This is a genomic window from Rhizobium sp. AAP43, from assembly GCF_001296045.1.
Taxonomy (GTDB): domain Bacteria; phylum Pseudomonadota; class Alphaproteobacteria; order Rhizobiales; family Rhizobiaceae; genus Allorhizobium.
On record NZ_LJHS01000027.1, the window covers coordinates 48,227 to 72,482 of the forward strand.

At 60.8% G+C, this 24,256-nt stretch carries 23 protein-coding genes and 1 riboswitch; of the genes, 13 read left to right on the forward strand and 10 right to left on the reverse strand.

Annotated features, from left to right (window positions below; translation table 11 throughout):
* Positions 1–2 precede the first annotated feature (2 nt).
* Together ffh and IP76_RS15685 are read right to left on the reverse strand one after the other, a co-directional pair.
* The gene (gene ffh / locus IP76_RS15680) at positions 3–1,580 is read right to left on the reverse strand and encodes a signal recognition particle protein (protein ID WP_054159166.1); all 1,578 of its coding nucleotides are present in this window, start codon (positions 1,578–1,580) and stop codon (positions 3–5) included.
* A 277-nt stretch (positions 1,581–1,857) separates the two neighbouring features.
* Complete coding sequence (locus IP76_RS15685; protein ID WP_054159167.1) at positions 1,858–2,442, reverse strand: hypothetical protein; 585 nt, start codon at positions 2,440–2,442, stop codon at positions 1,858–1,860.
* A 99-nt stretch (positions 2,443–2,541) separates the two neighbouring features.
* On the opposite strand from IP76_RS15685, the gene IP76_RS15690 reads away from it, so the two are divergent.
* The 11 genes from IP76_RS15690 (at position 2,542) to IP76_RS15740 (ending at position 13,262) form a co-directional block, all read left to right on the forward strand.
* A complete protein-coding gene (locus tag IP76_RS15690; protein ID WP_082352563.1) occupies positions 2,542–3,624 on the forward strand; it encodes an MBL fold metallo-hydrolase in 1,083 nt (360 codons plus the stop codon).
* A gap of 76 nt (positions 3,625–3,700) precedes the next feature.
* Positions 3,701–3,831: riboswitch (TPP riboswitch) on the forward strand.
* A 94-nt stretch (positions 3,832–3,925) separates the two neighbouring features.
* Positions 3,926–5,764 carry a phosphomethylpyrimidine synthase ThiC gene (thiC, locus tag IP76_RS15695; protein WP_054159169.1) on the forward strand — a complete coding sequence of 613 codons (1,839 nt, stop codon included), beginning with the start codon at positions 3,926–3,928 and terminating at the stop codon, positions 5,762–5,764.
* Positions 5,761–6,747, forward strand: a complete 987-nt coding sequence (gene thiO, locus IP76_RS15700; protein WP_054159170.1) for a glycine oxidase ThiO — start codon at positions 5,761–5,763, stop codon at positions 6,745–6,747. The genes thiC and thiO overlap by 4 nt, the downstream gene beginning before the upstream one ends.
* A complete protein-coding gene (gene thiS / locus IP76_RS15705; RefSeq protein ID WP_054159171.1) occupies positions 6,744–6,941 on the forward strand; it encodes a sulfur carrier protein ThiS in 198 nt (65 codons plus the stop codon). The genes thiO and thiS overlap by 4 nt, the downstream gene beginning before the upstream one ends.
* A 1-nt stretch (position 6,942) precedes the next feature.
* On the forward strand, positions 6,943–7,719 hold the full coding sequence (locus tag IP76_RS15710) for a thiazole synthase (RefSeq protein ID WP_054159172.1): 777 nt from the start codon (positions 6,943–6,945) through the stop codon (positions 7,717–7,719).
* Complete coding sequence (locus tag IP76_RS15715; RefSeq protein WP_082352564.1) at positions 7,716–8,414, forward strand: thiamine phosphate synthase; 699 nt, start codon at positions 7,716–7,718, stop codon at positions 8,412–8,414. The genes IP76_RS15710 and IP76_RS15715 overlap by 4 nt, the downstream gene beginning before the upstream one ends.
* A complete protein-coding gene (dapF, locus tag IP76_RS15720; protein ID WP_054159173.1) occupies positions 8,407–9,318 on the forward strand; it encodes a diaminopimelate epimerase in 912 nt (303 codons plus the stop codon). The genes IP76_RS15715 and dapF overlap by 8 nt, the downstream gene beginning before the upstream one ends.
* The gene (gene mtaB, locus IP76_RS15725) at positions 9,315–10,607 is read left to right on the forward strand and encodes a tRNA (N(6)-L-threonylcarbamoyladenosine(37)-C(2))-methylthiotransferase MtaB (RefSeq protein WP_197278359.1); all 1,293 of its coding nucleotides are present in this window, start codon (positions 9,315–9,317) and stop codon (positions 10,605–10,607) included. The genes dapF and mtaB overlap by 4 nt, the downstream gene beginning before the upstream one ends.
* 19 nt (positions 10,608–10,626) lie before the next feature.
* Positions 10,627–12,006, forward strand: a complete 1,380-nt coding sequence (gene ftsY / locus IP76_RS15730; protein WP_054159175.1) for a signal recognition particle-docking protein FtsY — start codon at positions 10,627–10,629, stop codon at positions 12,004–12,006.
* Between the two features lie 27 nt (positions 12,007–12,033).
* The gene (locus IP76_RS15735; protein WP_054159176.1) at positions 12,034–12,675 is read left to right on the forward strand and encodes a septation protein A; all 642 of its coding nucleotides are present in this window, start codon (positions 12,034–12,036) and stop codon (positions 12,673–12,675) included.
* Between the two features lie 8 nt (positions 12,676–12,683).
* Positions 12,684–13,262 carry a DUF2585 domain-containing protein gene (locus tag IP76_RS15740; protein ID WP_054159275.1) on the forward strand — a complete coding sequence of 193 codons (579 nt, stop codon included), beginning with the start codon at positions 12,684–12,686 and terminating at the stop codon, positions 13,260–13,262.
* A 3-nt stretch (positions 13,263–13,265) separates the two neighbouring features.
* Here the strand turns inward: IP76_RS15740 and IP76_RS15745 are convergent, their stop codons facing one another.
* Genes IP76_RS15745 through ccmA form a run of 5 tightly spaced genes read right to left on the reverse strand, consistent with a single transcriptional unit; the run spans position 13,266 to position 16,157 of the window.
* On the reverse strand, positions 13,266–13,856 hold the full coding sequence (locus tag IP76_RS15745; RefSeq protein ID WP_054159177.1) for a DsbE family thiol:disulfide interchange protein: 591 nt from the start codon (positions 13,854–13,856) through the stop codon (positions 13,266–13,268).
* Positions 13,853–14,029, reverse strand: a complete 177-nt coding sequence (gene ccmD, locus IP76_RS15750; protein WP_054159178.1) for a heme exporter protein CcmD — start codon at positions 14,027–14,029, stop codon at positions 13,853–13,855. The genes IP76_RS15745 and ccmD overlap by 4 nt, the downstream gene beginning before the upstream one ends.
* Positions 14,026–14,793, reverse strand: a complete 768-nt coding sequence (locus IP76_RS15755) for a heme ABC transporter permease (protein WP_054159179.1) — start codon at positions 14,791–14,793, stop codon at positions 14,026–14,028. The genes ccmD and IP76_RS15755 overlap by 4 nt, the downstream gene beginning before the upstream one ends.
* A gap of 60 nt (positions 14,794–14,853) precedes the next feature.
* Positions 14,854–15,513, reverse strand: a complete 660-nt coding sequence (ccmB, locus tag IP76_RS15760; protein WP_054159180.1) for a heme exporter protein CcmB — start codon at positions 15,511–15,513, stop codon at positions 14,854–14,856.
* Positions 15,510–16,157 carry a heme ABC exporter ATP-binding protein CcmA gene (gene ccmA, locus IP76_RS15765; RefSeq protein ID WP_054159276.1) on the reverse strand — a complete coding sequence of 216 codons (648 nt, stop codon included), beginning with the start codon at positions 16,155–16,157 and terminating at the stop codon, positions 15,510–15,512. Before ccmA ends, ccmB begins: the two co-directional genes overlap by 4 nt.
* Before the next feature lie 274 nt (positions 16,158–16,431).
* Here ccmA and acnA point away from each other — a divergent pair, with 274 nt between their 5' ends.
* Positions 16,432–19,125: an aconitate hydratase AcnA gene (acnA, locus tag IP76_RS15770; protein WP_054159181.1), complete on the forward strand. Its 2,694-nt coding sequence runs from the start codon at positions 16,432–16,434 to the stop codon at positions 19,123–19,125.
* A gap of 192 nt (positions 19,126–19,317) precedes the next feature.
* A complete protein-coding gene (locus IP76_RS15775; RefSeq protein WP_156318604.1) occupies positions 19,318–20,088 on the forward strand; it encodes a thioredoxin family protein in 771 nt (256 codons plus the stop codon).
* A 286-nt stretch (positions 20,089–20,374) separates the two neighbouring features.
* On the opposite strand, the gene IP76_RS15780 is transcribed toward IP76_RS15775, so the two are convergent.
* The 3 genes from IP76_RS15780 to IP76_RS15790 all read right to left on the reverse strand — a co-directional run bounded on the left by IP76_RS15780 (position 20,375) and on the right by IP76_RS15790 (position 24,255).
* Complete coding sequence (locus IP76_RS15780) at positions 20,375–22,507, reverse strand: TonB-dependent siderophore receptor (RefSeq protein WP_054159182.1); 2,133 nt, start codon at positions 22,505–22,507, stop codon at positions 20,375–20,377.
* A 181-nt stretch (positions 22,508–22,688) separates the two neighbouring features.
* Positions 22,689–23,321, reverse strand: a complete 633-nt coding sequence (locus tag IP76_RS15785; RefSeq protein WP_054159183.1) for a 2-dehydro-3-deoxy-6-phosphogalactonate aldolase — start codon at positions 23,319–23,321, stop codon at positions 22,689–22,691.
* A 4-nt stretch (positions 23,322–23,325) separates the two neighbouring features.
* Positions 23,326–24,255, reverse strand: a complete 930-nt coding sequence (locus IP76_RS15790) for a 2-dehydro-3-deoxygalactonokinase (RefSeq protein ID WP_054159184.1) — start codon at positions 24,253–24,255, stop codon at positions 23,326–23,328.
* Between the last annotated feature and the right edge of the window lies 1 nt (position 24,256).

The following is a 24,256-nucleotide window of genomic DNA, read 5'->3' on the forward strand; positions in this document are numbered from 1 at the left end:
CCTCACTTCTTCTTCGGCAGGCCGGGAAGGCCGGGGAAACCACCACCAAGGCCCGGCAGCTTCGCACCGCCGAGGCCAGGAAGCCCGCCCAATCCACCTGTGCCACCCATGCCAGGCAGAGAGCCGGGCTTGATGCCGGCGGCTTCCGCCTGCTTGGCGAGCGCCTCAAGCTGTTTCGGATCCATTTTCGAGAGATCCGGCATGCCCATGCCGCCCATGCCACCGAGGCCCATCTTGCCGGCAAGGCCGCCCATCATCTGCTTCATCATGCCGCCGCCCTTCTTGCCGCCCATGGCCTTCATCATGTCGGCCATGCCGCGATGCATCTTGAGCAGCTTGTTGATTTCGGCGGCATCCGTGCCAGAACCGGCAGCGATGCGCTTCTTGCGGGAATGCTTTAGAAGATCGGGATTGGCACGCTCAGCCTTGGTCATCGAGGAGATGATGGCGAGCTGGCGATCAAAGACCTTGTCGCTCATGCCGGAGGCGGCAAGCTTCTCCTTCATGCCGGACATACCCGGCATCATGCCCATGATACCGCCCATGCCGCCAAGCGACTTCATCTGCTTGAGCTGTTCGGCCATGTCATTGAGGTCGAATTTGCCCTTGGCCATCTTCTCGGCCATCGCGCGGGCTTTTTCGACATCGATAGTCTCGGCAGCCTTCTCGACCAGCGAGACAATGTCGCCCATGCCGAGGATACGATCCGCGATACGGCGCGGATGGAACTCGTCGAGTTCCGACATCTTCTCGCCGACACCGATCAGCTTGATTGGCTTGCCGGTCACGGCACGCATGGAAAGGGCAGCACCACCACGGCCATCGCCGTCCATGCGGGTGAGCACGAGACCGGTAATGCCGACGCGCTGGTCGAAATTGCGGGCGAGATTGACGGCATCCTGACCGGTCAGCGAGTCCGCGACGAGCAGGATTTCATGCGGCTTCGAACGGGCCTTGATCTCGGCCATCTCGATCATCAGCGGCTCGTCGATATGCGTACGGCCGGCAGTATCGAGAATGACCACGTCATGACCGCCAAGCTTGGCAGCCTGCACGGCGCGCGCGGCGATATCGGTCGGCGACTGGCCGGCGATGACGGGCAGCGTATCGATGCCGGTCTGCACGCCAAGCTGGCGAAGCTGTTCCTGGGCGGCCGGTCGACGCGTGTCGAGCGAGGCCATCAGGACCTTCTTCTTCTCGCGCTCGGTCAACCGCTTGGCAATCTTGCCTGACGTCGTGGTCTTACCCGAACCCTGCAAACCGACCATCATGATGACGACGGGCGCTGCGGCATGCAGATCGATCGTCACACCCTCGGAACCGAGCATCTCGACGAGTTCGTCATGGACGATCTTGACGACCATCTGGCCGGGCTTGATCGACTTGAGAACAGCGGCACCGACAGCCTTTTCGCGCACCTTGTCGGTGAAGCTGCGAACCACTTCAAGCGCGACGTCAGCTTCAAGAAGAGCCCGACGCACCTCGCGCAGGGCAGCGGAGACATCCGCTTCCGACAGCGCGCCACGGCCGGTCAGTCCATTCAGGATGGAACCAAGGCGGTCCTGGAGGTTTTCAAACATCGGCTCTTCCTTGCATGGTTTCGGGATACCCAAAACCTCGGTCTTCTCGACGCCGAAAACAAGACGCAAAGCCAAAAAGCACCCGAGGGCGCATCGCGCTGTCGGGTGTTGACCTCCGGGATCTCTTTATACCTTTACGGGTCCCGGTCGGTGGCTTGGAGTGCTTGTCTCGTCGCAGATTGCGGGGATAAACAGGAAAAACCGCCGAAAGTCAACGCAAATTGCGAAATGCAACCCGGATCGACACCCACAGCGCCGCGCAGAGGACTGCCGCAACTTAAGGAGCTGGGTAGCGAGCCGAATATTCGGCCTTGCGGCGTGCCAGCGTTTCATTCCAGTTACGGATGGCTGCGCCATCTCCAGCGAGCGCTTGCTCCCGGAGTTTCTGCACCCAGTATCCGGCATCCTCGCTGAATTCGTAGACGGTCAATCCGTGCTCGGCGAGCACCGCCTGGGGATCAAAGCCTGGAGAGGATGCCGCAGCCTCCAGATGGCCCTGAACGCGGGCATAATCGTCGAAAGTCACCAATTTGCGCTCCCGCGCGATCGAGCCGGTTGTCTCGGCAAAAAGGGCGGCATCCGCCCTGGAGAAGGCTTCGCCATAGCGCGATGTGAGCTTCAGGTCCTTATCTTCACGCAGTGCTTCGAGGAAGCGCTCGTTGACCTCCTCGAACATCTGGTCATCGACCGACAAGCTCTGCAGCACCTGCTTGCGATCTTGATTGTTCGCGAGCCGCGCCGAGGCTTCCGCCCAGGCCTCGAAAGATACGCCATGCACCGGCGGGGGAATGTCGTCGGCAGCGGCAAGGGAAGGAGCGGCGACGAACATTATGGCAAGCAACAGACTTGAAAAGATCTTCATCGGTTCTCAAATGGCTCTGGGCAAAACAACGGCATTGGCAATGGATACCGCGCGGGAGCGCGACTTGAAGGGCCATACGTCACATTCTATGAAACGACGATGAAGAGACGTCAGTTTTTCAAATGGACGGGGATGGGTCTGGCGTTGCTGGGCGGCGGTCTCGCGGCAGGGAGAGCCATGGCGGGCAATCGCTATTATTCTGGACCGCTCTCGGACCACTTCGACGGTAAGGTCTTTTTCAATCCCGGCGGCGAGGAACCTCGCGGCTTCACCGATCTGTTGCGCTGGCAATTCGAAGGCGGGCGCATTGCATGGCCGAAGTCCGCAATGGCGGCCTCTCTTCCGGCAACGAAACCCGAGCAGCGCGTCGATGGCACCCGCCTTGTCGTCACGATGGTCGGCCATGCGACCCTGCTCATCCAGACGGCTGGGCTAAACATCCTGACGGACCCGGTCTGGTCGGAGCGCGCGAGCCCCGTATCCTTCGCCGGACCAAAACGCGCCACCCCACCTGGCATCGCCTTCGAGGACCTGCCGCCGATCGACATCGTCATCGTCACGCACAATCATTACGACCACCTCGATGTGGCGACCTTGAAACGGTTGGGTCAGGGGCATGATGCACGCATTATCACGCCTCTCGGCAATGACACGATCATTCATGCCGAACACCCGTTTACCGGCACTTCGGTAATGGACTGGGGTGATCGCCTAGATCTCGGCAACGGACTGGTGGTCCATTGCGAGCCCTGCCATCATTGGTCGGCACGCGGCATGGGCGACCGGCGCATGGCGCTTTGGGCGGCCTTCCTCATCGAAACGCCGGGCGGAAAGATCTACCATATCGGTGATACCGGTTATGCCGGGGGTCAGCACTACCGCGAGATCCGCGAGAAGCATGGCGATATTCGCCTCGCCATCCTGCCGATCGGCGCCTACGAGCCGCGATGGTTCATGAAGGCGCAGCACCAGAATCCGCAAGAAGCAATCGAGGGGTTTCACCTGAGCGGCGCCCAGTTCGGCATCGGCCATCACTTCGGCACCTTCCAGCTGACCAATGAGGGCATCGACGATCCGCCGAAGGCACTTACGACCGCAATGGCTGCAAAGGGTATCGGCACGGATCGCTTCAAAGGCCTGCGGCCTGGCCAGCAATTCGATGTGCGGATGCGGATTGCCTGACACGGGCCATTGGCACGAGAATTCTCCGGCAGCGCAATCGGCGATTGACACGCCGCATCGTTTTGATGAGACTTCACGCATTCACCAGGGGTGTCCCGTCAAGGGGCTGAGATTTCGCTACGCCAAACCGCAAGGGACAAGCAGCGCGATGACCCGTTGAACCTGATCCAGTTCATACTGGCGTAGGGACGGTGCGAGCGCTTGCGAAAACGACGATTCGGACATCCCGAATCCCGTGGCGTCTTTCCATCATTCCGGCTGACATGACTGGGTCTCCAACCTCAACACTTGGAGCTCCACGATGAACATTGCCCCCCAATTCAAAAAACCCGAAGTGACAACCGGGCCGCTTCCGGCCTCGACCAAGATCTTCCTTGAAGGCGAAATCTACCCGGCGATTCGTGTGCCGATGCGCCAGATCGCGCTGCATCCGACCTCCGGCGAGCCACCGGTGACGGTCTATGATTCCTCCGGCCCCTATACCGATTCGACCGCAGAGATCGCCATTGACCGCGGCCTGCCGCGCCACCGCCTCACCTATCTGGCGGCGAGCGGCGACCTGGAAACCTATGACGGCCGATCCTTGAAACCGGAGGACAACGGCCTCGTTTCCGACGAGAAGAAGACGCCCGAGTTTCCCGTGAAACATCGACCGCTCCGCGCTCGGAACGGCAAGGCCGTAACCCAGCTTGCCTATGCCCGGGCCGGCATCATCACCCCCGAAATGGAATTCGTCGCGATCCGCGAAAATCTCGGCCGCAAGGCGCTGAAGGAGGCACTTGTTCGAGATGGAGAGAGCTTTGGCGCCGAAATCCCCGACTATGTGACCCCGGAATTCGTCCGCCAGGAAGTGGCGTCCGGCCGGGCGATCATTCCCGCCAACATCAACCATCCCGAACTCGAGCCGATGGCAATCGGCCGAAACTTCGTGGTCAAGATCAACGCCAATATCGGCAACTCGGCAGTGACCTCCTCCATGGCCGAGGAGGTGGAGAAGATGGTCTGGGCGATCCGCTGGGGTGCCGATACGGTCATGGATCTCTCGACCGGGCGCAACATTCACAACATCCGCGACTGGATCATCCGCAATGCGCCAGTCCCGATCGGCACCGTGCCGCTCTATCAGGCGCTGGAAAAAGTCGGTGGCATTGCCGAGGATCTGACCTGGGAGGTTTATCGCGACACGCTGATCGAGCAGGCCGAACAGGGCGTCGACTATTTCACCATCCACGCCGGCGTGCGGCTGCATTACATCCCGCTCACCGTCAACCGCGTCACCGGCATCGTTTCGCGCGGTGGTTCGATCATGGCCAAGTGGTGTCTGCATCATCACAAGGAGAGCTTCCTCTACGAGCATTTCGAGGAAATCTGCGATATCTGCCGGGCATACGATATCTCCTTCTCACTGGGCGACGGCCTGCGCCCGGGCTCGATTGCCGATGCCAATGATGCAGCCCAGTTTGCCGAACTGGAGACGCTGGGAGAGCTGACCAAGATTGCCTGGGAGAAAGACTGCCAGGTGATGATCGAGGGGCCCGGCCATGTTCCCATGCACAAGATCAAGGAGAACATGGACAAGCAGCTGAAGACTTGCGGCGAGGCCCCCTTCTACACGCTGGGGCCACTGACGACGGATATTGCGCCAGGTTACGACCACATCACCTCCGGCATCGGGGCTGCCATGATCGGCTGGTTCGGCACGGCCATGCTCTGCTACGTCACGCCGAAGGAACATCTGGGCCTGCCGGACCGCGACGACGTGAAGACTGGCGTCATCACCTACAAGATTGCAGCCCATGCCGCCGATCTCGCCAAAGGGCATCCGGCCTCTCGCCTGCGCGACGACGCGCTCAGCCGCGCCCGGTTCGAATTCCGCTGGGAGGATCAGTTCAACCTCTCGCTCGACCCGGACACCGCACGATCCATGCATGACGAGACCCTGCCCAAGGAGGCACACAAGGTCGCCCATTTCTGCTCGATGTGCGGGCCAAAATTCTGCTCCATGCGGATTTCGCATGACATCCGCGCGGAAGCCCAGAAGGAGGGCCTGGCCGCCATGGCCGAGAAATACCGCGCAGGCGGCGACCTCTACATGACGGGCGACGAGATGGCGGCCCTTGATACGGGAGAGCGGCCATGACGGTTCGGGTCAACGGCGCTGGCGTCGCAGGCCTTGCTGTGGCGCTCGAACTGGCACGAAAGGGCATCGACGTGGAGGTGGTCGAGATGCGCGGCGAGTGCGGCCTTGGGGCCTCGCACTGGGCGGGCGGCATGCTTGCCCCCTATTGCGAGCGGGAAGCCGCCGAGGAGACCGTGCTGACATCAGGGCTTTCGGCCGCCGACTGGTGGGAGGAGGCCGTACCCGACCTCGTCTCCCGCCGGGGCACGCTGGTGGTCGCCAATCCCCGCGACCTGCCGGACCTCAGGCGCTTTGCGGCACGGACACGAGGTTATCGCTGGCTGGATCGGGCCGGCATCGCGGCGCTCGAACCAGGCCTCGCAGGCCGTTTCGAGACAGCCCTCTTCTTTCAACAGGAGGCCCATCTCGATCCCAGAAAGGCCATGCGCGGGCTTTACGAGACAGCCAGGAACCTGGGCGTCAGCTTTCGCTTCGGCGAATTGGCGCCCGGCGAAAGCCATGCCTGTTCGATGACTGTCGATTGCCGGGGACCGCAAGCGATCGGAGAGATCGAGGGGCTGCGCGGTGTGCGCGGCGAGATGCTCTACCTGGAAACGCTGGACGTCAGCCTTTCCAGACCGGTCCGGCTGCTCCATCCCCGTCATCCGATCTATATCGTCCCGCGCGGCGGCAACCGCTTCATGCTGGGTGCAACGATGATCGAGGCAGAGGATGACGGGCCAATCACCGCACGCACGATGATGGAACTCCTGAACACCGCCTATGCCCTCGATCCCGCCTTTGCCGAGGCCCGTATCGTCGAAACCGGCACCGGCATCCGCCCGGCATTTTCCGACAATGTACCGCGTGTCGTCGAAACCAAACAAGGACTGGCCTTGGCCGGCATGCATCGCCACGGCTTCCTTCTGGCGCCGGCTCTAGCCCGGGAAGCGGCTGAGCGCATCGCCGGACGTCTGAACGCCGCCCAAAGGAGGAGCGCATGAACCTCATCGTCAACGGAGAGGCCGTGGAAGCGGACATCCACACTCTCGCAGAGCTGCTCTCAAAGCTGGACTACGAAGGCGACTGGCTGGCGACCGCCGTCAATGGCGACCTCGTCCATCGCGAGGACCGGGCCTCATACATGCTGAAAATCGGCGACCGGATCGAGATCCTGTCGCCCAAGCAGGGAGGATGACATGACACTGGATCTCTATGGGAAGACGATCCCCTCGCGGCTGCTGCTGGGGACGGCACGCTATCCATCGCCTTCGATCCTTGCTGAAGCGGTGCGCCGCTCCGAAACCCGGATCGTGACCGTCTCGCTGCGGCGGGAAACCGCGGGCGGCAAGGCGGGCGGCGCCTTCTTCCAGCTGATCCGCGATCTCGGCGTGCATGTCCTGCCCAACACCGCCGGCTGCCACAGCGCCCGCGAGGCGGTGCTGACAGCGAAGATGGCGCGGGAGGTCTTTGCGACCCCGTGGGTCAAGCTCGAAGTGATTGGCCATCACGACACCCTGCAGCCGGATGTCTTCGAACTGGTCGAGGCGGCCAAGATCTTGAACGCTGAAGGTTTCGAGGTCTTTCCCTACACCACGGACGATCTGGTGGTTGGCGAGAAGCTTCTCGCCGCAGGCTGCCGTGTGCTGATGCCATGGTGCGCGCCGATTGGCAGCGCTATGGGGCCGCAGAACGTTTCCGCCTTGCGTGCGATGCGGGCGGAATTTCCCGATATACCCCTGATCGTCGATGCTGGTATCGGAAGACCATCCCATGCCACGGCCGTGATGGAACTCGGCTATGACGCCGTCTTGCTCAACACGGCGGTCGCGGGAGCCGGGGATCCGGCATCCATGGCCGAAGCCTTTGCCGGGGCGATCGAAGCTGGGTACTTGGCCCACCGTTCCGGCATGCTGGCGCCACGCGACATGGCGGTACCGTCGACCCCCGTGGTTGGAAAAGGAGTCTTCGCATGAAGCTCGATCCCTTCTACCTGATCGTTGATAGCGCCGATTGGATTGAGCGTCTGGTGCCATTGGGCGTCAAACTGGTGCAATTGCGGATGAAGGATGCCGATGCCGTGGCCCTTCGTCAGCATATTCGCCGTTCAATGCGCGTCTGCGCCGATCACGGCTGCCAGTTGGTCGTCAACGATCACTGGCAGATTGCGATCGACGAGGGCAGTGACTTCGTTCATCTCGGCCAGGAAGATCTGGCAGACGCCGATCTCACAGCGATCCGCAAGGCAGGACTGAAACTCGGCCTCTCGACCCATGACGACGCAGAACTGGAAACAGCGCTTGCCGCCGACCCGGACTATGTGGCGCTCGGGCCGGTCTACCCGACGATCCTGAAGAAGATGCCGTGGGCGCCGCAAGGCCTGGACAGGCTGGCGCTGTGGAAGCAGAAGATCGGCGCATGCCCGCTTGTGGCCATCGGCGGGCTGCGACCAGACCGACTGGCAGGCGTGTTCGCGGCTGGCGCCGACAGCGCCGCCGTAGTCACCGACATCACGCTGAACGCCGATCCGGAGGCGAGGACCCGCGAATGGCTCGCGGCAACCCAGATGAAGCGTTACCCCCCGGCCGGGTCGGCAAGCGCGCGCACTGGTAATTTGGCTCTCTTTCCGCCATATAGGCAGAGAAAGACAAGGAAGGACGACGATGGCTGATCGGGTTGAATTCGCGAAGATGAACGGGCTTGGCAACAAGATCCTGGTCGTCGACATGCGCGGACGGACCGATCGCGTGACGCCCGAAGCCGCTGTGGCGCTTGCCTCCGATGCCGAGACCGCCTTCGACCAGATCATGGCAATTCACGACCCCAAGCGTGACGGCACCGACGCCTATATCGACATCCTGAATTGCGACGGCTCGAAGGCGCAGGCCTGCGGCAACGGCACACGGTGCGTGGTACAGGCGTTGGCGAGCGAAACCGGCCGCAAGACCTTCACCTTCCAGACCATCGCCGGCATCCTCAATGCGGTCGAACATGAGGACGGCACGATCTCCGTCGACATGGGCCGCCCGGTTTTTGAGTGGGACAGGATCCCGCTCTCGGAAGAGTTTCACGACACAAGCCGCATCGAGCTGCAGATCGGGCCAATCGATGCACCGATCCTGCATTCGCCCTCTGCCATGTCGATGGGCAATCCGCATGCCGTCTTCTGGGTGGACCGCGATCCGATGACCTTCGACCTGGAGCGCTTCGGACCCCTGCTCGAGAATCATCCGATCTTCCCCGAGAAGGCGAATATCACGCTTGCCCAGGTGACCTCGAAGGCCACCATGGTGACCCGCACCTGGGAACGCGGCGCCGGCCTGACGCTGGCCTGCGGCTCTGCCGCTTGTGCTGCTGGCGTATCGGGCGCCCGCACCGGCCGCACGGACCGCAAGGTCACGATCACTGTTGCCTCAAGCCCTAACCGCGGCGCGTTGACGATCGACTGGCGCGAGGGCGACGACAAGGTCGTCATGACCGGGCCTGCCGAATGGGAATGGTCGGGCACACTTGACCCGGTCACCGGAAGCTGGAACCGCGACCCAGGCAGCAATGCAGAGGCTGCCACCTCGTGAGCCCTGATCGACAGGGGGCAATCGAGGTCATCACCTTTGGCTGCCGGCTAAACACTTACGAGTCAGAGGTGATGAAGGCCGAGGCGGCAAAGGCCGGCCTAACCGACGCCATTCTCGTCAACACCTGCGCGGTAACGTCAGAAGCGGTGCGCCAGGCACGCCAGGCGATCCGCCGGGCACGCCGGGAGAACCCGGAAGCCCGCATCATCGTCACCGGCTGCGCCGCCCAGACCGAGGCGCAAAACTTCGCTGATATGCCCGAGGTCGATGCCGTCCTCGGCAACGAGGAAAAGCTGAAGGCCGAGCACTATCGCCGCCTGCCGGATTTCGGCGTCTCGGCCGAGGAAAAGGTCGCCGTCAACGACATCATGAGTGTGACCGAGACGGCGCCGCAGCTGGTGGCGCATATCGACGGTCATGTTCGCGGCTTTCTCCAGGTCCAGAATGGCTGCGACCATCGCTGCACCTTCTGCATCATCCCCTATGGTCGCGGAAATTCCCGTTCGGTGCCCATGGGCGCCGTCGTGGAGCAGGCCCGCAAGCTGGTTGAGAACGGCTACCGCGAGGTGGTGCTGACCGGGGTGGATGCGACGAGCTATGGCGCAGACCTCCCCGGCACGCCGACCCTCGGCCTTCTCGCCAAGACACTGCTGAAACAGGTGCCGGAGATCCTGCGTCTGCGCCTCTCCTCGATCGACAGCATCGAGGCGGACAGCCATCTCTTCGACCTGATTGCCGACGAGCCCCGCTTCATGCCGCATCTGCACCTCTCATTGCAGCATGGCGACGACATGATCCTGAAGCGCATGAAACGCCGGCATTCCCGCGCCGACGCCTTGGCCTTTGCCGAACAGGTTCGAAGCCTGAGGCCCGGCTTTGCTTTCGGCGCCGACATGATCGCAGGCTTTCCAACCGAGACCGCGGAAATGGCTGCCAATTCCGCGCGCCTAGCCGAGGATATCGGCATCGCACATCTGCACGTCTTTCCCTACAGCCCGCGACCTGGAACGCCTGCGGCACGCATGCCGCAACTCGATAGGGCGCTGGTGAAGACACGCGCAGCCGAGCTTCGCGAAACGGCAGAGCGACTGCGGGCACAGCATCTGGTGTCACGTGTCGGCACACGACAGAAGCTGCTGGTCGAGCGCAACGAAATGGCGCATACGGAAGACTTCACCCTCGTCGCGACGCCCGGCATGAAACCCGGGACTTTTGCCGAGGTTTTGATCGGTGGTCAGAATGGCCGCCATCTGACGATTGCATCAGCAGCGGACAGCGCTGCGGCCTGACAGACGGAACAGAGTGACCATGGCCCTCGGCTTCATCAAGAAAGTCTTCACCTTCGGCAAGGAGAAGCCAGCAGACCCCGCGTCAGACACGAGCGAGACGCGGCTGACCGATGCCGAGAAGGCCGTGATTGCAACGGAGACCGAGCCAACCGACAGGATCGAAGACTTGCCACTGGCCGCAGACCCTGTGCTGCCGGAAGAAATGGAGACCGCAGGCGGACCTGCGGGCGATCTGGAGACAGTTCCGCTGGACCTGCTCCGCGCTGAAGTCGAAGCCGAAAGCGAAAACGCTTCTGATGACCTGGATGCACTCCCGACCATCGAGGAGGCCGCAAGGGCGGACGCGGACGTGAAGCCCGCTCTTCTCGATGAAGCCCATGACGTCGACGAAGAAGAAACCGTAACACCAAGCCTGCCGAAGGGCTTTGCCGCCTATGCTCCAAGCGCCTCCGAACCGAAAGCGTCAGAACCGGAGGAGAAGCTCAGCTGGTTTCAACGTCTGAAGGCTGGCCTTTTCCGTACGTCATCGCAGCTGACTGGCCAGATCACCGCCCTTTTTACCAAGCGCAAGCTGGATGACGAGACGCTGGAAGAACTGGAAGATCTTCTGATCCAGGCCGATCTCGGCGTCGAAACGGCGCTGCGCATCACCGACACGCTGGCCTCCGAGCGATATGGCAAGGACGTGACCGGCGAAGACGTGACCAAGATCATGGCAGCCGAAATCGTCAAGGCGCTGACGCCGGTTGCCAAGCCTCTGGCGCTCGATCTCAATCACAAGCCGCATGTTATCCTCGTCGTCGGGGTCAACGGCACCGGCAAGACAACCACGATCGGCAAGCTGGCGGCAAAACTGTCCGGCTCCGGCCTGAAGGTTATGCTGGCAGCCGGCGACACGTTCCGCGCAGCGGCCATCGAGCAGCTGAAGATCTGGGCCGATCGCACAGGTTCCAGCTTCATCGGCACAAAACTTGGCGCAGACGCCGCCGGCTTGGCTTACGAGGCCTTCGAGAAAGCCAAGGCAGAGAAGGCCGACGTCCTGATCATCGACACGGCTGGCCGCCTGCAGAACAAGACCGAGCTGATGGCCGAACTGGAAAAGATCGTCCGCGTGCTCGGCAAGCTTGATCCGGAAGCGCCACACACGGTCTTGCAAACGCTCGACGCGACCACCGGCCAGAACGCGCTGCAGCAGGTTGAGATCTTCCGCAATGTGGCCGGCGTCAACGGCCTGATCATGACCAAGCTCGATGGCACGGCCCGTGGCGGCATTCTTGTCGCCATCGCCGCCAAGCACAAACTGCCCGTCTATTTCATCGGCGTCGGCGAAGGCATCGACGACCTCGAACCCTTCGAGGCAGAAGACTTCGCCAGCGCCATTGCCGGCATCGCGCGCTGAGCGCCGTAAACACCAGGAATCGACACCATGTCGGATACATCCACCGATACCCACGCCTCCAAGGCGGACAAGCAGCACCCATTTCTCAAGATCGCGCTTGAACTCGGGCCGCTCCTAGTATTTCTGTTTGCAAACCTGCGTGCTGAGTGGCTTGCGAGCACATTCCCAATATTGGCGGTCATCGGTGAACCGCTGTTGATTGCGGCCGCCGTGTTTATGATCGCAACGGTGATCTCGCTAGCTATTTCGAAGATTGTCTTCAAGCATCTGCCAGTGATGCCACTTGTGTCGGGAATATTTGTCCTCATTTTCGGCGGGTTGTCGATCTGGCTGCAGGACGGCACATTTTTCAAGATGAAGCCGACAATCGTCAACACCCTGTTCGGGTTGGTTCTGCTCGGCGGTCTTGTATTCAGGACATCATTGCTTGGTTACGTTTTCAATACCGCCTTTCAGCTCGATGCCGAAGGTTGGAGAAAGCTGACGATCCGTTGGGGCATCTTTTTCCTGTTTCTTGCGGTAGTCAACGAAGTGGTCTGGCGAAACTTTTCTGCCACCTTCTGGGCCTATTTCAAAGTCGTAGGTGTAATGCCCATCACCATCCTGTTCACGCTGGCGCAGATGCCGCTGATCATGAAACACTCGCTGGAAGACAAGGAAGAGAAATGACCGACACGATGAGCCGGGCGGGCGACACCTCCACGACGCGTTTCTGGCTGGTGGTGACGGCGGTCATCATCCTGGTTCAGGTCATTTCGCAGTATCTGATGGGCCGTATCTGGATCTGCGAATGCGGCTACGTGAAACTCTTTGAGGCCGGTGTGAACACGCCCGGAAACTCCCAGCACCTGTTCGACTGGTATACGCCGTCGCACATCATCCATGGCTTCCTGTTTTACGGGCTCGGCTGGCTGATCATGCGCCGTAAACCCGTCGCGGCCCGGCTTGCGCTTTCGGCGCTGATCGAAGCGGCCTGGGAGCTCCTTGAGAATTCACCCATCATCATCAACCGCTATCGCAGCGCCACCATGGCCGTCGGCTATACCGGCGACAGCATCCTCAATTCAGGGATGGACATGGTGTCGATGATCGCAGGCTTCCTATTTGCTGCACGCGCGCCGGTCTGGCTGACCGTCACCATCGCCCTCGTCTTCGAGGTGCTGACCGCATTCGTCATTCGCGACAACCTGACCTTGAACGTGTTGATGCTGGTCTGGCCGGTGGAAGCCGTCAAGATCTGGCAGGGTGGGCTCTGAGGCTCAGGAGCCAGACAGAGCCTTCTCGATTGCCGGCATGAGCTGCGTCTGAAACGTCTCCGGATCGAAGGGGCCGACCTTCTTGTAAAGGATCGTGCCATCAGCGCCGACGAGATAACTTTCGGGGATGCCATAGACGCCCCAGTCGATCGCCGCCTTGCCATTGGGATCGACGCCGATGGCCTTGTAGGGATTGCCGAGTTCGCCCAGGAACCGGAGAGCGTTGTCGTTGCGGTCCTTGTAGTTGATGCCGACCACCGTGACGCGCGGATCCTTCGAAAGCTCGAGCAGCATCGGGTGCTCCTGCCGGCAGGGCACGCACCAGGAGGCAAAGACATTGACCAGCGTCAGCTTGCCTTGGATGGCAGCTGTCGTCAGGGCTGGACGATCAGCCCCTTCAAGCGCCGGCAGGTTGAGCGCCGGCGCCTTGGTACCCAGAAGTGCCGACGGGATTTCATTGACGTCCCGGCCAGACTGGAGCTGGGTCAGGAAAACGGCGGCAAGACCGGCGAAAACCACCAGAGGCAAAGCCGCCACAAGATAGCGGCCACGGCTCTTCGGCAGGGTTTGTTGTTCATCTTCTGGAGCGCTCATGGAGAGGATGTCTCACCAGCTGCAATCGCGGAACGACGCCGGATGCCTTGCTCTTCCAGAGATTTCAATTCAGCCTGCCGGGCACGGCCATCGAGCCAGGTCCAGGCGATGAGCCCGAGGCAAATGCCGCCTGCGGCAAGATAGGATCCGATGACGTAAAAAGCGTGGCTCATGCGGCATGCTCCCGTCCGGCCTGGCGCGCGGCCAGACGACGTTGGGCAGCCACACGTCGCCGCCAGATCTCGTTCCGCATCGCCATCAGATGCAGCGTGAAGAACAGACAGGTAAAGGCAAGCGCCATGACCAGGAGCGGCCAGAGAAACGCGGGATCGATCGTCGGTCCGTCGAGCCGCATGACGCTGGCTGGCTGGTGCAGCGTATTCCACCAGTCGACGGAGAACTTGATGATTGGAATATTGACGAATCCGACCAGGATCAACACGGCGCTAAGCCGGGCTGCCCGAGATGCGTCGTCCATGGCGCGGTTGAGCGCAATCAGACCGAGATACATGATGAAGAGAATGAAGACCGAGGTCAGTCGCGCATCCCAGACCCACCACGTGCCCCACATTGGCTTGCCCCAGAGCGATCCGGTGATGAGCGCAATCAACGTAAAGGCAGCACCAAGCGGTGCGGCAGCCCGGTGACTGACATCCGCAAGCGGATGACGCCAGACCAGTGTACCGATCGCGGACAGCGCCATCACGGAATAACACATCATCGAGAGCCAGGCGGCCGGCACATGCACATACATGATCCGGACCGTATCGCCCTGCTGATAATCGACCTCGGAGCCGAAACTCATATAGAGGCCGGCGATGAAGAGGAGCAGCGTCAGCCCCGAAAGCCACGGCAGGATGGCTGCCGCAAGCGCGAGAAAACGCGTGGGATTGGCGAGATCGCCGATCTTGGAAATGGCAAAACTGCTGTTCGTCATGTCTTGCTTCTACCCCTATTCAAACCTGCTCGCAATTGATCCTGGTCAACGGCAGGTGCCTCAGTCTGCGGCATTGCGCAGCGCCAGCGCCGCGGACAGCGGCCCGATCACGGCGAATAACAATGTGAGCGCCACGAGAAACAGGAAGGGCGGCAGGAAGGGTGCCGGATCCTGGACCGCTGCATAGGAAGCGCCCACCCCGAAGATCAGCACCGGGACCGCCAGTGGCAACACAAGGATCGACACCAGGAGACCACCGCGCGGCAAGGCCACTGCCACGGCGGCACCCGCTGCACCGATAAAGGTAATGGCCGGCGACCCGACAAGCAGCGTCAGCATCACTGCACCGATCGCCTTTTCGTCCATGTTCATGAACAGGCCGAGAAGCGGCGACGCAACGACCAAGGGCAAGCCTGTGGCAAGCCAATGGGCAAGGCATTTCACCAGCACGGTCAACACCAGCGGCGTTTCCTGCATGAGAAGCACATCAAGCGCTCCGTCCTCGCGCTCGGCCTGAAACAGACGATCAAGGCCAAGCAGGGAGGAGAGCAGGGCGCCAATCCACACGATCGCCGGCCCGATGCGCGAGAGGAGATTGAGATCCGGGCCAACGGCGAAGGGCACGACCGCAACCACCGTCATGAAGAAGAGAACGCCGATCAGCGCCCCACCGCCAGAGCGCACCGAGAGTTTAAGGTCACGGAGAAGAAGGGCCATCATGCGGCGGCCTCTTCGTCGGCAACACTGAAGCCGGTGAGTTCAAGGCCCTGCGCACCCTCCAGCCCAAGCGGATGATGCGTCGCCGCAATCACGATGCCGCCGGCCGCCCGATGGCGCCGCACAAGATCTTCGAACATGGCGTCGGCGCGCCGGTCCAGCGCTGCCGTCGGCTCATCAAGAATCCAGACGGGTCGATGCGCCACCAGAAGGCGGGCCATCGCGAATCGCCGCTGCTGGCCAGCCGACAAATAGCCATAAGGCAGATGGGTGATGCCAGCGAGATCGACAGCCTCGGCAGCCGCTTCTACGCTCATGCCCCGTCCCTCGCCGACATCGCCAAGATAAGTCTTCCAGAAGGTCAGGTTTTCGAAAACGGTGAGTTCGCGCTTCATGCCGTTGCGATGGCCGAGGTAATGGCTGAACTCCCGCGCCGGCCGATCTTCGCCTTCGTCCGCTGCAAGACAAACGGCGCGCCCGCTTTCCGGTGCCAGGAGGCCTGCGACGACCCGCAGCAAGGTCGACTTTCCGGTGCCGTTGCGGCCCGTCAAAATCATCGCTTCGCCGGCAGCCAAGGCAAAGGATATATTAAGGAAAATCAGATCGTCACCGCGTCTGGCGGACAGATTTTCGCAGACCAGCCTGATCATGTGCGCTTTCCGGCAGGATGAGCCCTGCCTCATAAAAATTGTCGCGTTTCGCCCTTCGTCGGTCTGGCACCTTTCTTAGAAATTATCTATAAGACCTGCAACCACGCCAGCGGCCGGCGTGAAGTTCATCCTTGTGCCGAACTTGAGGATCGCAAAGCGCGTTTTTCACGGGCGGACAGCGGAAATGGTCGTACCCGCATCCTGATGTGCATGAAGTGCATAGGCGTCCGCACGATTGTGTTGGCTATCAGAATATGCGGGGTTTCTATCCGTGGCTAAATCTCTCGACAGCTTCAATTGCCGGTCGGTCCTGACCGTCGACGGCAAAGACTATGTCTACTACAGCATCCCGAAGGCCGAAGCGAATGGCCTCGCGGGTGTATCGAAACTCCCCTACTCGATGAAGGTCCTGCTGGAGAACCTGCTCCGCAACGAGGATGGCCGTTCGGTCACCAAGAAGGACATCCAGGCCGTCGCTGAATGGCTGGTCAATAAGGGTCTGACGGAAGCCGAAATCGCCTACCGCCCGGCCCGCGTGCTGATGCAGGACTTCACCGGCGTTCCCGCCGTCGTTGACCTTGCCGCCATGCGTGATGGCATCAAGAACCTCGGCGGCGATCCGGAAAAGATCAACCCGCTGGTTCCCGTCGACCTGGTCATCGACCACTCCGTCATCGTCGACGAGTTCGGCACGCCCCAGGCATTCGCCCGCAACGTCGAGCTGGAATACCAGCGTAACGGCGAGCGCTACCGCTTCCTCAAGTGGGGCCAGCAGGCGTTCAAGAACTTCCGCGTCGTCCCCCCGGGCACCGGCATCTGTCACCAGGTGAACTTCGAATATCTTGGCCAGACCGTCTGGACCAAGGACGAAGACGGCGAAACCATCGCCTATCCCGACACCTGCGTCGGCACGGACAGCCACACGACGATGATCAACGGCCTTGGCGTTCTCGGCTGGGGTGTTGGCGGCATCGAAGCCGAAGCGGCCATGCTCGGTCAGCCGGTTTCCATGCTTCTGCCTGAAGTCATCGGCTTCAAGCTGACGGGCACGTTGAAGGAAGGCGTCACCGCGACCGACCTCGTGCTGACCGTCGTACAGATGCTGCGCAAGAAGGGCGTTGTCTCGAAGTTCGTCGAATTCTTTGGTCCCGGCCTCGACACGCTGCCCGTCGCAGACCGTGCAACCATCGGCAATATGGGCCCGGAATACGGCGCGACCTGCGGCTTCTTCCCGGTCGATTCGGCCACTGTCGGCTATCTCGACATGTCCGGCCGCGCCAAGGACCGCATCGCACTGGTTGAAGCCTATTCCAAGGCTCAGGGCATGTGGCGCGACAATGACGGTTCGCAGCTCGTCTTCACCGACACGCTGGAACTGGACCTCAACGACGTCGTGCCCTCCATGGCCGGCCCGAAGCGTCCGGAAGGCCGCCTGGCACTCGAGACCATCGCACCGAACTTCGCGACCGCGCTCGAAGGTGACTACAAGAAGCCCGGCCAGCTGACCAACCGCTATCCGGTTGAAGGCACCGACTACGATCTTGGCCATGGAGACGTGGCAATCGCCGCGATCACCTCCTGCACCAACACCTCCAACCCGAGCGTTCTGATCGCAGCCGGTCTTCTGGCCCGCAACGCCGTTGCCAAGGGTCTGAAGTCCAAGCCGTGGGTCAAGACCTCTCTGGCGCCTGGATCGCAGGTTGTTGGCGAATATCTGGAAAAGTCCGGCCTGCAGAAGGAGCTCGACGCACTCGGCTTCAACCTCGTCGGTTTCGGCTGCACGACCTGCATCGGCAATTCCGGTCCGCTGCCGGCGCCGATCTCGAAGACGATCAACGACAAGGGCCTGATCACCGCGGGCGTCCTGTCGGGCAACCGCAACTTCGAAGGCCGTATCTCACCGGACGTTCAGGCAAACTACCTCGCCTCGCCGCCGCTCGTCGTTGCCTATGCGCTCGCTGGCACCGTCCAGAAGGATCTGACCACCGAGCCGCTCGGCGAAGACCAGAACGGCAACCCGGTCTTCCTTAAGGACATCTGGCCCACCTCTGCCGAAGTGCAGGAGTTCATCCAGAAATACGTCACCCGCGAACTCTTCGAATCGCGCTATGCCGACGTCTTCAAGGGCGATGAAAACTGGCAGGCCGTTCAGGTTCCGGAAGGCCAGACCTATGCCTGGGACGACAAGTCGACCTATGTCCAGAACCCGCCCTACTTCGTGGGCATGGGCAAGACCGGCTCGGGCCTGAAGAACATCCAGGGCGCCCGCGTTCTCGGTCTCTTCGGCGACAAGATCACCACCGACCACATTTCTCCGGCCGGTTCGATCAAGGCAGCTTCGCCTGCTGGCGCCTACCTGACGGAAAACGGCGTTGCCGTTGCTGACTTCAACCAGTACGGCACGCGCCGCGGCAACCACGAAGTCATGATGCGCGGCACCTTCGCCAACATCCGCATCCGCAACCACATGCTCGGACCGAACGGCAAGGAAGGTGGCTACACCATCCACTACCCGTCCAAGGAAGAGCTGTCGATCTACGACGCGGCCATGAAGTACAAGGAAGAGGGCACACCGCTCGTCATCTTCGCTGGTGTCGAATACGGCAACGGATCCTCGCGTGACTGGGCTGCCAAGGGCACCAACCTGCTTGGCGTCAAGGCCGTCATCGCCCAGTCGTTCGAGCGTATCCACCGCTCGAACCTCGTCGGCATGGGCGTTGTGCCCTTCACCTTCGAGGACGGCACCACCTGGGCTTCGCTGAACCTGAAGGGCGACGAGATCGTCACGATCGAAGGTCTGGAAGGCGAGATCAAGCCGCGCGAGAAGAAGATCGCCAAGATCACCTACTCGGACGGCACCGTGAAGGACGTACCGCTGCTTTGCCGCATCGATACGCTGGATGAGGTTACCTACATGAACAACGGCGGCATTCTGCAGACCGTTCTTCGCGACCTGGCCGCCTGATAGGGCCACGCATCAACGCAAGAGCCGCCGGATACGTCCGGCGGCTTTTGCATGTGCAGACGCAACATGAACGTGCGAGCGATGCCGGAAGTCTCACCCCATCGTGACTTTTCCGGATCAGATTATGCCGGTATCAGTTCGTCCAGAATGATAGGCTTGGACCAAATCAAGAAAAGGCGTGACAGAGTTTACATGGCAATCCTGAAGGTCAAGAACAGCCCCCTGGCTCAGGCTTTCCTGATGGGTGTCGCACTCTGTCTGCCTCTCCCAGCCGCAGCAGAGGAGTTCGTTACGCCCAAGGGCGTTGTTGAACTCTTCACCTCGCAAGGCTGCCGGTCTTGCCCGCCAGCCGATCGTGCATTCGAGACGATGGTGCGTCAGGGTGACGTGGTCGCCTTGTCCTACCATGTCGACTACTGGAATTACCTTGGCTGGGCCGACACGCTGGCGAAGTCGGAAAACACCAAGCGCCAATATGCCTATGCCAAGGCGTTCGGGCGCAGTGGGGTCTACACGCCCCAGGCCGTCGTTAACGGTATCGACCATCTCAAGGGAACGGATGCGGGCGAAATCAATAGCAGGATGGAGAAGCTGAGCGCTGGTGGTCGGGGTCTGGTGGTGCCGGTGAAAGCCAACCGGCAGAACGACCAGCTTTCCATCTCGATTGGCAAGGGAACGGGCAAGGCGGAAGTCGTGGTCGTCTACTTCCGCCAACGCCAGACAGTGGAGATGATGAAGGGCGAGAATGTCGGCCAGAAGCTCGACTACTGGCACAGCGTGACGGATCTGCAGACCGTGGGCATGTGGGACGGATCGCCTTTGGACATTACCTTGCCGGCGAAAGTCATGGGGTCTGACGACAGCGATGGCTGCGCAATTCTGCTTCAGTCCGTCGACGAAGAAGGCAACCCGGCCGCCATCATGGGCGCGGCCATGCTTGTCCCAAAATCTGCTGAACTCTAGGAAATCTGAGAGAGAACTTGGAGCGGTCCGGCCCGGAAGCATTGGGGGGCTGGGGGTAAGGGGTCAATGCGCCAGACCGGACCTTTTGGCGCATCGCGCCAACCAAGTTGGTTATAACTCATCGCGAATATCACCCCTGATTTGTCCAAATTGGGGCAAGCCGGAGCTTCCCACAATCACAGCGTGACGGGCGTCACCTCCTTCTCGCCTAAGCCATTGTCGTTTCACGTGAAAAAAAGAGCCGCGGACAGAAGCCCGCGGCCCTCGTTCCGACCGTGTTACGGTCTTACCAAGTCTTGGATAGCTTGAAGGTGATCGTCCGACCTTCGCCATAGCCGCAGACGAGGGTGCCCTGGCAACCAGCCACATATTGTTTGTCGAACAGATTATTGACGTTCAGAGAGAGGCCCCAATCGTTTTTCTCATAGCGCAGGGCAGCATCCGCAAGCACAACGTCAGGCACCGTCTTGGTGTTGGGCATGTCGGCCCAGCTTTCACCCTGGTAGCGAAGACCTGCGCCGAGGCTCAACCCTTCGAAATACCCAGTCGGCACCTCGTAGTCGACCCAGACCGATGCCTGCATATCCGGCGTGAGATAAGGCGTGCTGCCCAGCAGCGAACCATTCTCATCCGCCGTCACCTCAAGATCCTGGTAGGTAAAGGAGCCGAGCAGCTTCCAGCTTTCGGACAGGTCCACCTTGCCTTCGAGTTCGAAGCCTCTCGCTTCCACTTCACCCACCTGTGTTGAGATGCCGAGCGTCGTATTCGTCCAGTTTTGTTTGGTGATGTGGAACACGGATGCGGTGATCAGGCCGGAAAAGGAAGTCGGCTCATACTTGATCCCGGCTTCATACTGATACCCTTCTTCAGGAACGAGCGCTTCGCCAAGCGTTGTCCCGACCACCGGATTGAAGAACGTGCCCGCGCTGAGATAGGGGGTTACGCCATTGGCGAATTCGTAGGCCAGACCTACGCGCCCCGAAATGGCTGAGTCATTGGAATCATAGTCTCCGGCATATAGATGGTCTTCGAGTTGGGTATCGATAACATCGTAGCGCCCGTTCAGGGTCGCAATCCAGCCATCTCCGAAGCGGATCTGATCTTGGGCATACAGACCAACCTGCTGAAGGTTCAGTGTCTGGTTAAGATAGACGCCGTTGGTGGGCTGGGGAACTCCATAGACCGGATCCGTTGCATTGATCGGCGTGGCGACCGCAAAAGCCTGAACACTCTGCAACTCATAGTTTTTGTAATCCAGGCCAGCCATCATCTCGTGGTCAAGCGCACCGGTTTCAAACTCGCCACTTACCCTATTGTCGACGGCATAACTGTCGACAGAAGTTTCATGCTCGAAGCCGAAACGGTTGAGCAACCCTGTCGCCAGATCAACATATCCATAGCTATAGGGGCTGTTCTCATGCCGGTTCACATGACCGTAACGCGCATTCTGCGCAAAGGTCACCCCATTTTCGAATTCATGCTCGAATTCGTAACCGAGCATGGTCTGACGGATCTTGCTGAAGTCCGTTGACGGTTCACCATAGTCAGCGTCCGGATCAATCTTGCCGAAAGGCGCATCGACCACCGTGCCTACATAGGGGAAGAAGCCGTTGGTGCCAGTCTGCTGATCCAGACTGGAGTAGTAGCCATACACATTAAGCTTGGTCGCATCGTCAGGGCTCCAGGTCACCTCCGGAGCGACGACACCACGGAACTCGTCGCCCGCCGCCGTATCGCCGCCGTCAATCTTGCCGATGAGACGCGAGGATACGCCTTGTTGCTCAAAGACGTGGTTGACGTCAAAATTGAAGAAGGCGGTCCCGTGGTTGTTGATGCCCGTTTCGGTATAGATCCGGTTTTCATCGAGCGGACGCTTGCCAACGAGATTGACGATGCCGCCCGGGTTGGCGCCGCCATAGAGGACCGATGCTGGCCCCTTCAGAACCTCAACGCGCTCCAGAAAGAAGGGATCGACCTGAAAGCCGCCGAAGCCATAGCTCCAGAGGTTGAGGCCATCGAGGAACACGCCTGTCTGTGTCGCGTCAAATCCGCGGATATAGATCCAGTCGGTATCGCCATCTGCACCGAAGGGTTGGGCCATCACGCCCGGCGTATAACGCAGGATTTCGTCGACCTTGTTGGTTACGCCCCGATCCTCGATCTCCTCCCGGCCAACGACATTGACCGATTGCGGAATTTCGGTGATCGGCGTGCCCGTCTTTGAACCTGTCGTGCTTTCACCAGCCACATAGCCTTCGACCGGCCCTGTCGCATTGTTGCCGTGTCCCTCGACCACAATCGTCTGCAGTTCCGTACTCGTGTCTTGGCTTTGCCCGAGCGCGGGCGCCGATACGAGCGTCAGCGCGGCGCCTGCAAGCAAAATCCGCTTTAAAGATCGATGACGTGTGAATTCGTTCATGCGCAGTCCCCATACGGCCTTGAATGACCGTCTCTGATCCCGAGATAACGTGACTGGTTATCTCAAGTATTGAGAGACTGCTTGCCGAATCCTGCTGCGATTGGATTGTTCTTGGACAAATTTCATATTTGAGGCGCACCACCCGCATTGGCGGGGAGCGCGCCTCAATGCCGGAATGACTTCAAGCGAGGAGGGAATCGTATGCCGCTACGGATTTTACCGCGCGGTTGCCGATCGTCGCGGCATCGTCACCTGGCTTGTAGAGGCTTGAGCCCAGACCGAATGCACGTACGCCGACCTTCCAGTAGTCGGCAAAATTGGCATCCGAGACACCGCCGACGGCGCCGATCGGCAGGTTTGGCGGAAGAATGGCCTTGATCGCAGAAATGCCCGAAGGACCAAGTACGCTTGCAGGGAAGAACTTCAGCGCAGCTGCACCTGATTTGGCCGCCAGCAGCGCCTCTGTCGGCGTAAACACACCCGGCATGGTCACCATGCCGTGCGACACGGCGCGACGGATCACGTCGGGCTCGACATTCGGCGTTACAAGGAGGTTGCCGCCGGCGTCGTGAAGGCGGTCGACCTGAGACACATCCAGAACCGTACCGGCACCGATCAGGACATTGGCGGGCGCGAGCTTGCGGGCCTTCTCGATGGAAACGAACGGATCCGGCGAATTGAGCGGCACCTCGATCGCTTCGAAACCGGCCTCCACCAAGGCATCGACCGCCGCCTCGATTTCCTCCGGCTTGATGCCGCGCAGGATGGCGACGAGATTGCGGCGAAGAGCCGGCCAGGCGACGGATGCGGTCATACGTTCAGTCCTTGAATTCGTGGTCAAACAGGGAGATGGCTGAGGCCAGAAGACCGCGGCGCACAAGCAGACCGCCGTCGAGCATGATCGCCTCGCCGCCCGCCTTCTGGATGGCGCGGGCATAGAGACGGGTCAGCTTGCCGGTACCGATCAGATAGGCTTTGCCATGACGCAGAAGATCCTGGCGGATTGCGGCAATTTCGGCACCGATCAGCATGCCTGAAAGCCGAGCAGCAGGGTTGGTTTTCGTCCCTGATGTCAAAAGGCTTTCGGCACGGATGGAGAAGAGCGTCGATGTCAGGGCAAAGCCGGGTTCGAGCGCTTGTTCCACTGCGGCATCAAAAATCTCGACATCCGCTTCCGCATCGCCATCTTCCGGAACGGAGAGGCGAAGGATCGATTGCCGGCTTATAAGGTTGAAGAGCTCACCGGTCATCACGGTTGAAAAGCGGCGGACAAGCCCCCCTTCGACCAGAGCCCACTTCGAATGCGTACCGGGTAAACAAAAGAGGGCGTTATCGAGCCCCTGCTCCAGGGCACCTGCGAGCTGGGTTTCTTCGCCGCGCATCACGTCGAAGGCACCGCCTTCGCGCTGGCAGACACCCGGCAGAATGTAGACTGTGCGGCTGACCCCTTCGGGGCGAACTGCATGTTGAAAAAGCCCGACAAGCGGTGCCGCCGTTTCCACATAAGGCGCCTCCTTCCAACCCGTGCGGGCGCCGGCCATACCGGCGACCACGACAGGAAGGTCAGGTGAGGCGCCGAGGGCCGATAGATGGCCCTCAAGCACGGCAGGATAGGCAGCCTTGTCGAGGCTGCCCATGCCTTCGGCGGACTGCCGCTCACCAATGATCTCACCCTGGCTATCAACGAGCCAGATGCGCAGATTGCTTGTGCCCCAATCAACCAGAGCGGCGAACGGCTGTCCGGTCACT

Bases quoted from the DNA above. Each gene is read 5' to 3' on its own strand.
- ffh (WP_054159166.1), bottom strand. From the start codon at position 1,580: ATGTTTGAAAACCTCCAGGACCGCCTTGGTTCCATCCTGAATGGACTG.
- IP76_RS15685 (WP_054159167.1), bottom strand. From the start codon at position 2,442: ATGAAGATCTTTTCAAGTCTGTTGCTTGCCATAATGTTCGTCGCCGCT.
- IP76_RS15690 (WP_082352563.1), top strand. From the start codon at position 2,542: ATGAAGAGACGTCAGTTTTTCAAATGGACGGGGATGGGTCTGGCGTTG.
- thiC (WP_054159169.1), top strand. From the start codon at position 3,926: ATGAACATTGCCCCCCAATTCAAAAAACCCGAAGTGACAACCGGGCCG.
- thiO (WP_054159170.1), top strand. From the start codon at position 5,761: ATGACGGTTCGGGTCAACGGCGCTGGCGTCGCAGGCCTTGCTGTGGCG.
- thiS (WP_054159171.1), top strand. From the start codon at position 6,744: ATGAACCTCATCGTCAACGGAGAGGCCGTGGAAGCGGACATCCACACT.
- IP76_RS15710 (WP_054159172.1), top strand. From the start codon at position 6,943: ATGACACTGGATCTCTATGGGAAGACGATCCCCTCGCGGCTGCTGCTG.
- IP76_RS15715 (WP_082352564.1), top strand. From the start codon at position 7,716: ATGAAGCTCGATCCCTTCTACCTGATCGTTGATAGCGCCGATTGGATT.
- dapF (WP_054159173.1), top strand. From the start codon at position 8,407: ATGGCTGATCGGGTTGAATTCGCGAAGATGAACGGGCTTGGCAACAAG.
- ftsY (WP_054159175.1), top strand. From the start codon at position 10,627: ATGGCCCTCGGCTTCATCAAGAAAGTCTTCACCTTCGGCAAGGAGAAG.
- IP76_RS15735 (WP_054159176.1), top strand. From the start codon at position 12,034: ATGTCGGATACATCCACCGATACCCACGCCTCCAAGGCGGACAAGCAG.
- IP76_RS15740 (WP_054159275.1), top strand. From the start codon at position 12,684: ATGAGCCGGGCGGGCGACACCTCCACGACGCGTTTCTGGCTGGTGGTG.
- IP76_RS15745 (WP_054159177.1), bottom strand. From the start codon at position 13,856: ATGAGCGCTCCAGAAGATGAACAACAAACCCTGCCGAAGAGCCGTGGC.
- ccmD (WP_054159178.1), bottom strand. From the start codon at position 14,029: ATGAGCCACGCTTTTTACGTCATCGGATCCTATCTTGCCGCAGGCGGC.
- IP76_RS15755 (WP_054159179.1), bottom strand. From the start codon at position 14,793: ATGACGAACAGCAGTTTTGCCATTTCCAAGATCGGCGATCTCGCCAAT.
- ccmB (WP_054159180.1), bottom strand. From the start codon at position 15,513: ATGATGGCCCTTCTTCTCCGTGACCTTAAACTCTCGGTGCGCTCTGGC.
- IP76_RS15775 (WP_156318604.1), top strand. From the start codon at position 19,318: ATGGCAATCCTGAAGGTCAAGAACAGCCCCCTGGCTCAGGCTTTCCTG.
- IP76_RS15780 (WP_054159182.1), bottom strand. From the start codon at position 22,507: ATGAACGAATTCACACGTCATCGATCTTTAAAGCGGATTTTGCTTGCA.
- IP76_RS15785 (WP_054159183.1), bottom strand. From the start codon at position 23,321: ATGACCGCATCCGTCGCCTGGCCGGCTCTTCGCCGCAATCTCGTCGCC.